The 7,791-nt window shown below is 64.8% G+C and carries 5 protein-coding genes and 2 pseudogenes; all 7 read left to right on the forward strand.

The window, feature by feature from the left end; translation table 11 throughout:
* A pseudogene (locus EN925_RS41640) lies at nt 1-90 on the forward strand (PTS fructose transporter subunit IIA); the annotation flags it as partial.
* Complete coding sequence (locus tag EN925_RS14475) at nt 87-383, forward strand: HPr family phosphocarrier protein (RefSeq protein WP_013528333.1); 297 nt, start codon at nt 87-89, stop codon at nt 381-383. The pseudogene EN925_RS41640 and the gene EN925_RS14475, both read left to right, overlap by 4 nt.
* A 180-nt stretch (nt 384-563) precedes the next feature.
* On the forward strand, nt 564-1,964 hold the full coding sequence (gene ahcY / locus EN925_RS14480) for an adenosylhomocysteinase (protein WP_013528332.1): 1,401 nt from the start codon (nt 564-566) through the stop codon (nt 1,962-1,964).
* 199 nt (nt 1,965-2,163) lie between these two features.
* Complete coding sequence (locus tag EN925_RS14485) at nt 2,164-4,719, forward strand: PAS domain-containing sensor histidine kinase (protein WP_127384675.1); 2,556 nt, start codon at nt 2,164-2,166, stop codon at nt 4,717-4,719.
* A gap of 8 nt (nt 4,720-4,727) precedes the next feature.
* Nucleotides 4,728-6,239 (forward strand): tRNA (adenosine(37)-N6)-threonylcarbamoyltransferase complex ATPase subunit type 1 TsaE, encoded by a 1,512-nt coding sequence (gene tsaE, locus EN925_RS14490; protein WP_127384676.1) that lies wholly within the window; start codon nt 4,728-4,730, stop codon nt 6,237-6,239.
* The gene (locus EN925_RS14495; protein ID WP_127384677.1) at nt 6,236-6,964 is read left to right on the forward strand and encodes a nucleotidyltransferase family protein; all 729 of its coding nucleotides are present in this window, start codon (nt 6,236-6,238) and stop codon (nt 6,962-6,964) included. Before tsaE ends, EN925_RS14495 begins: the two co-directional genes overlap by 4 nt.
* Nucleotides 6,961-7,791: pseudogene (locus EN925_RS14500) on the forward strand (double-strand break repair protein AddB); the annotation flags it as partial. The gene EN925_RS14495 and the pseudogene EN925_RS14500, both read left to right, overlap by 4 nt.

The following is a 7,791-nucleotide window of genomic DNA, read 5'->3' on the forward strand; positions in this document are numbered from 1 at the left end:
GGCGACAACATGGCGGCCGCCCTTGATGAGGCCCAGGCCGCCGGTCGCAAATACATCAATGTTGCCAGCCAGCTCCTGAGCAGCAAATGACCGCGCTGTCCCCGGAAAAAGATCAGATAGTCCGGGATTTTCCCATCATCAACCAGCGCGGCCTTCATGCGCGCGCTTCGGCGAAGTTCGTCCAGCTGGCCAGCGGCTTCGATGCCTCGGTGCATGTCGAGAAGGATGGCGTCAAGGTTGGCGGCACCTCGATCATGGGCCTGATGATGCTGGCGGCAAGCCCCGGCTATTCGATCCGCGTCACCGCCAGCGGGCCGGAGGCCCAGCAGGTCATCGACGCCCTGGAGCAACTGGTGGCGTCCCGCTTCGGCGAGGAATGCTGATCTGGTAGAGCGCGATATGCGTCCGAGAGACATGCAGGGATAAAGATTTCTTTATATCCCATTGTCGTCCTTGCTCCGATCTGCTAGTCAGGCCGGCAATTCGCGCCCTTGGACGCGCCGACCGGCGCGGGCGTGTCCGCAACAAATTCGCAAGCACAACATTCGCATCGGAGTACTGCCATGACGGGTAGCAAGGACTATGTGGTCGCCGACATCTCGCTTGCCGGCTGGGGCCGCAAGGAACTCGAGATCGCCGAAACCGAAATGCCGGGCCTGATGGCCTGCCGTGAGGAATTCGGCCCCAAGCAGCCGCTCAAGGGTGCGCGCATCACCGGCTCGCTGCACATGACCATCCAGACGGCGGTGCTGATCGAGACGCTGAAGGCGCTTGGCGCCGATATCCGCTGGGCCTCCTGCAACATCTTCTCGACCCAGGACCATGCGGCCGCGGCCATCGCCGAGGCCGGCATCCCGGTGTTTGCCGTCAAGGGCGAGTCGCTGGAGGAGTATTGGGACTACACCGACAAGATCTTCCAGTGGGCCGATGGCGGCCTCTCCAACATGATCCTCGATGATGGCGGCGACGCCACCATGTACATCCTGATCGGCGCCCGCGCCGAGGCCGGCGAGGACGTGCTGTCCAACCCGCAGAGCGAGGAAGAGGAATATTTCTACGCCCAGGTCAAGAAGCGCCTGAAGGCTTCGCCCGGCTTCTTCACCAAGCAGAAGGCGGCGATCCGCGGCGTCACCGAAGAGACGACCACCGGCGTCAACCGCCTCTACCAGCTGCAGAAGAAGGGCCTGCTGCCCTTCCCCGCAATCAACGTCAACGACTCGGTCACCAAGTCGAAGTTCGACAACAAGTATGGCTGCAAGGAATCGCTGGTCGACGGCATCCGCCGCGGCACCGACACGATGATGGCCGGCAAGGTCGCTGTCGTGTGCGGTTATGGCGACGTCGGCAAGGGCTCGTCGGCCTCGCTCAAGGGCGCCGGCGCCCGCGTCAAGGTCACCGAGGTCGATCCGATCTGCGCCCTGCAGGCGGCGATGGACGGTTTTGAAGTCGTCACGCTGGAAGATGCGGCCCCCACCGCCGATATCGTCATCACCACCACCGGCAACAAGGATGTCGTCACCCTCGACCATATGCGCTCTATGAAGGACATGGTCATCGTCGGCAACATCGGCCATTTCGATAATGAGATCCAGGTCGCCGCGCTGCGCAATTTGAAATGGACCAACGTCAAGCCGCAGGTCGATATGATCACCTTCGCGGACGGCAAGCGGATGATCCTTTTGTCGGAAGGACGGCTGCTCAATCTCGGCAACGCCACCGGCCACCCGAGCTTCGTCATGTCGGCATCCTTCACCAACCAGGTGCTGGCGCAGATCGAGCTCTACACCAAGCCCGGCCAGTACGAGAACCAGGTCTATGTCCTGCCCAAGCATCTCGACGAAAAGGTCGCCCGCCTGCATCTCGACAAGCTCGGCGCCCGCCTGACCGAACTGTCGGGTGAACAGGCCGCCTATATCGGCGTCACGCCGCAGGGTCCGTTCAAGCCGGAACACTACCGCTATTAACCAAAGCTAAAATTACTACCAGATATTGAGGCCGGGCGATTGACTTTTCGCCCGGCCTTATTTTTGCGCGCCATCAGCCTTCACGCCGATTCGGCGAGGGGTTATTGTCAGGTGATTCGGCGATGCTTCCAGCCCGAGAGGGTCAAGAGAGGCACGCATCAGGGCGGTCTTGCATTCAGGCGGCGGAGAGGACCAAGACATGCCGGGGCAACACCCGCACATAGCGGGACGGGCCGTTTCCGGCGGCCATGACGATTCGGGGATTGCTGGCTCCGCCCTGGAAGGGGGGAGCCTGTCCTGGCGCGCCCGCGCGTCGACATTCCTTGCCACCTCCGCGCTCGCGGGGCCCTTGGCCGGCGCCGCCGCGCATGCCGAGACCGCTGTTGCCAGCGTCGCCGGACTGTCGGTGAGTGCCATTGATGTCATGCAGCTTGCAGTGTTCGTCGGCGTGACGGGTGCCGCACTGATATCGGCCATCGTTCTCATCCGCGAAAGAGCCCGCACCTCGGCGGAGAATGTCGAACTCAGGAGCCGCCTCGCCGACATCAACGCGGCGCTCCGCCGTTCCGAGGCGCTGCTCAATCTGCGCGACCAGCGCGTCGTCGTCTGGGCTGCGGAAAACAAGAAGCCCGAGCTCATCGGCACATTGCCCGTCGAAAGCGGCGCTCCCGAGGATAGGGCCGCTTTTCTTGCTTTCGGCCGCTGGCTGATGCCGCGTTCGGCGGCGGCACTCGAACATGCCGTCGCGGGATTGCGCGAAAAGGCCAAACCCTTCGACCTGGTCATCGAATCGCAGGCCGGTGCGCCGCTCGAAGTGCATGGCCGCAAGAGTGCCGCGCATGTGCTCGTGCGTTTCGTCTCGCTCTCGGAGACGCAGCGCAGCCAGGCCAGGCTGAAGATCGAGAACCAGCGGCTGGCCGCCGACCACGACACGATGATCGGCCTGCTCGACGCGCTGAACATGCCGGCATGGCTCCGCGGCGAGGATGGCGGGCTGAGGTGGGTCAACCGCGCCTATGCCGATGCCGTCGAAGCCGAAAATGCCGAAGCCGCGGTTCGGGAGAAGAAAGAGTTCCTCGGCGGCCAGGCGCGCGATGCGATTGCCGCCCAGCACAGGACGCATCCGGTTTTCGAGCAATCGCTGTCCACCGTGATCGAAGGCGATCGCCGTGTGTTCGCGGTCACCGATTTCGCCGGCAGCGATGGCTCGGCCGGCCTTGCCTGCGACACCAGTGCCATCGAAGCCGTTCGCGGCGAATACGAACGGACGGTGCGAAGCCACGCCGACACGCTCGACCAGCTCAACACGGCGGTCGCCATTTTCGACACCGACGAGAAGCTGCGGTTCTTCAACCAGGCCTTCCAGAAGCTTTGGGGCCTGGACGCAGGCTTCCTGCACAGCGCTCCAGACAATGCCTTGCTGCTCGACCGGCTGCGCAGCGAAGGCAAGATCGCCGAACAGCCTGAATGGCGCCGCTGGAAGGAAGGCCTGCTCGGCGCCTATCGCGCTGTGGAATCCCAGGAACATTGGTGGCATCTGCCTGATGGCAAGACCATCCGCGTCGTCGCCAACCCGCAGCCCAAGGGCGGCGTCACCTGGGTGTTCGAGAACCTCACCGAGAAGATGGACCTCGAGAGCCGCTACCAGACAGCGGTGCGGGTCCAGGGCGAGACGCTCGACAATCTTGCCGAAGGCGTAGCGGTGTTCGGACCCGACGGCAGGCTCCGGCTGTCGAATCCTGCCTTTGCCACGCTCTGGGGATTGAGCGGCGAAGCGGCCAAGCCCAGCGTCCATGTTTCCACCATCCGCGACCTTTGCGACCGGCAGGCGGCGGACAGCCCCTGGCCCGGCTTTGTTGCCGCCGTCACCGGCTTCGACGACGAGCGCCGCGACCGCCACGGACAGACCGAGCTCAACAACGGCAACGTGTTGAGTTACGCCATGATCCCGCTGCCCAACGGGCAGGTGATGATGACCTTCGTCGACGTCACCGACAGCGTCCATGTCGAGCGGGCGCTGAAGGACAAGAACGAGGCGCTGCAAAAATCCGACCAGCTCAAGAACGAATTCGTCCAGCATGTTTCCTATGAACTGCGCTCGCCGCTGACCAACATCATCGGCTTCACCGAACTCCTGTCACAGCCCACGACCGGTCCGCTGACGCAGAAGCAGCGGGAATATGTCGAGCATGTCAGCTCCTCCTCCGCGGTCCTGCTCACCATCGTCAACGACATACTCGACCTGGCGACGGTGGACGCCGGCATCATGCAGCTCGATATTTCCGAGGTGCAGGTCGATCGCACCATCGCCGCTGCGGCCGAACTGGTGGCCGACCGGCTGGAAGAGCATTCGATCAGGCTCGAGGTCGAAGCAGCCTCGGCGCCGAAGACGTTTCACGGCGATGAGGTCCGCGTCCGCCAGATCCTCTACAATCTGCTCAGCAACGCCGCCAATTACGCCCCGGAAGCCAGCACCATCCGGCTCACCTGCCGCCATCTGGCGGACGGGGTGGAATTCTCGGTCCATGACGACGGTCCCGGCATGCCGCCCGATGTGCTCGATTCGGTGTTCCGCCGTTTCGAGCCGCGCGCCAATGGTGGCCGCCGGCGCGGCGCCGGCCTCGGCCTGTCGATCGTCAAGAGCTTCGTCGAGCTGCATGGCGGCAGCGTTCGCATCGAAACCGGCAAGGACAAGGGCACGACCGTCATCTGCACCTTTCCAGACATGCCGGGCATCCGTGCCGCGGCCGAGTAGCGCGTTCGATGACCGGATTGGTGCTGGAGCGATTACTCGCCGACGAGACCCAGACAGCGCGGCTGGGCGAAGATCTGGCGCTGTCGCTGCGCCCAGGCGACGTGCTTGCCCTGAAGGGCGATCTGGGCGCCGGCAAGTCGACGCTGGCGCGGGCCTTGATCAGGACCTTGGCCGACGATGCCGGCCTCGACGTTCCGAGCCCGACCTTCACGCTGGTGCAGAGCTACGACACCCGCATTCCGGTGCATCACTTCGATCTCTACCGCCTGTCCTCGGCCGACGAGATCGATGAGCTTGGGTTCGACGAAGCCTTGGCGCAAGGTGCTGCTTTGGTCGAATGGCCGGAGCGGGCGGAAGCCCATCTGCCGAAAACCACGGTCCTGATCGAGCTCGTCCAGCATGGCAACGGCCGGCTGGCACGATTGTCGGGGCAGGGACCTGCCTTCGATCGGGCCGCACGGTCGCTGGCCATGCGCGACTTTCTCGTGAGCGCCGGCTGGGCGCAAGCGCAGCGCCGCCATTTCATTGGCGATGCTTCTGCCCGCTCTTACGAGATCGTTTCGCTGCCGGGCCAAAAGCCGCAAGTGCTGATGAACTCGCCACGGCTGGTGCTCGGCCCGCCGGTCCGCGACGGCAAGCCCTATGCCGAGATCGCCCACACCGCCCAGTCGGTTTCCGCTTTCGTCGCCATCGACCGCGCCTTGAAGGCAGGCGGCGTCAGCGTTCCGGAAATCCATGCCGAGGACCAGGAGCAGGGATTCCTGCTACTCGAACATCTTGGCTCGGAAGGGTTCCTCGGCAGCGATGGCCAGCCGCTGCCCGAGCGCTGCGCGGCGGCGGCCGAGCTGCTGGCCATGATGCATGGCAGGACCTGGCCGCAGCGCCTGGAAACAGGGCATGGCGGCTTCCACGATGTCCCGCCTTTCGACCGCGAGGCCATGATGATCGAGGCCGATCTGCTGGTCGACTGGTACGTGCCGGCAATAACGGGCAGCCCGGCAAGCGGTGCCTTGCGCGCCGGCTACCACAAGCAATGGGGCGCGCTCCTCGACCGGCTGCACGGCCGCGAATATACGCTGATGCTGCGCGACTTTCATTCGCCCAACATCATCTGGCGCGGCGACCGTTCAGGGCATGATCGGCTGGGCATCGTCGATTTCCAGGACGCGCTGATCGGCCCGTCCGCCTATGACGTCGCCTCGCTGGCCATGGACGCGCGTGTTACGATGTCGCCCGAGATCGAGAGAAAGACGCTGGATGCCTATGTCGCGGCGCGCCACGCAGCCGGTGCTTTCGACGAGGCAAGCTTCCTGGAATCCTACGCCATCATGGCGGCGCAACGAAATTCCAAGATCCTCGGCATCTTCGTCCGCCTCGAAAAGCGCGACGGCAAGCCCTATTATCTAAAACACCTGCCGCGCATTCGCGATTATCTGCGCCGAGCCTTGTCTCATCCGGCGCTGGCAAGCCTGCGCGAGTTCTACGACGCCCACGGTTTGCTGGAGGAGCGAGCGCTGTGACAGCAGGACCGGACACCGCCATCGTACTTGCCGCCGGCCTTGGCAAACGCATGCGGCCGATTACCGACACCATTCCCAAGCCGCTGGTCAGGATTGCCGGCAAGACGTTGCTCGACTGGAGCCTCGACAGCCTGGCTGCCGCCGGTGTCGCGAAGGCCGTGGTCAACGTCCACTATTTTCCCGAACAGATCGTCGCCCATGTCGCCGCGCGCCGCGCGCCAAAAATCGTCATTTCCGACGAGAGCGAACAACTGCTCGATTCGGCCGGCGGCATCGTCAAGGCGCTGCCGGAACTGGGCGAGCGACCCTTCTACATCCTCAATGCCGACACCTTCTGGATCGATGACGGTCCTCTCAATCTCCAGCGCCTCGCCCTTGCATGGGACGCGGCGAAAATGGATATTCTGCTGATGCTGGCGGATCTCCAACAGGCGACCGGACACTGCGGCAGCACCGATTTCCTGGTGGCGCCGGATGGCGGCTTGCGGCGTTCAAAGGGGGATCCGGCGGGGCTGATCTATGCCGGCGCGGCGATCGTCGATCCGCGCCTGTTCAAGGGCGCACCGGCCGGGCCGCACTCGCTCAACGCCTATTTCGATTCCGCCATCGCCGCAGGGCGCCTGTTCGGCATGCCCATGCATGGCCACTGGATCACCGTCGGCACGCCCGATGCCGTACCGCTCGCGGAAGCGGCGGTCGCCGGTGCGCTCATCGAGTCGCAATGAGCGGCTCCAGCCGCGTCTTCTCGATCCCGCCCGGAGCGCCGTTTCTGCCGACGCTTGCCGAGGCGCTGCTTGCCGGCCGTCTTGTTCCGGGGTTTCGATTCGACGGCGACCCGCTCGCTTTGGCCGATGTCACTATCTATGTGCCGACACGCCGTGCCGCGCGTGCCTTGCGGGGTGTCTTCGTCGACAGCCTGGCGGCACGCGGCGGCGGCGGCTCGGCGATCCTGCCGGTCATCCGGCCACTCGGCGAATTCGACGAGGATGAGGCCGCGTTCGAGACCGAGGCATCGGCGGCCATCGATCTCGCGCCGCCGATTTCGGCAACCGAACGCCTGTTGCTGCTGACGCCGCTGGTGCGCGCCTGGAAACGCCGGCTGCCGGCGCATGTCGCCGCCCTTTTCGCCGAGGAGATCGTCATCCCGGCTTCCACCGCCGACGCGATCTGGCTGGCGCGCGATCTCGCCCGGCTGATGGACGAGATCGAAACGGAAGGCACCGACTGGGCCAAGCTCACCGATCTGGTGACCGGCAATCTCGCCGGATGGTGGCAGGTGACGCTCGAATTCCTCGGCATCGTCACCGAAGCCTGGCCGAAACTCCTCGCGGAAAGCGACCGCTCCAATCCGGCCGCGCATCGCAGTGCGCTGATCCGCGCCGAGGCGGCGCGGCTGCTGCGCAATCCGCCCGCCGGCCCGGTCATCGCCGCAGGCTCGACCGGCTCGATACCAGCGACGGCCGAATTGCTTGCCGCGATCGCGCGCCTGCCCGGCGGCGCCATCGTGCTGCCGGGTCTCGACCGGACGCTGGACGAAGCGTCGTTCCAGGCG

Origin of the sequence: Mesorhizobium sp. M7A.F.Ca.US.006.04.2.1, assembly GCF_004022915.1 — a bacterium.
Lineage (GTDB): Bacteria > Pseudomonadota > Alphaproteobacteria > Rhizobiales > Rhizobiaceae > Mesorhizobium > Mesorhizobium ciceri.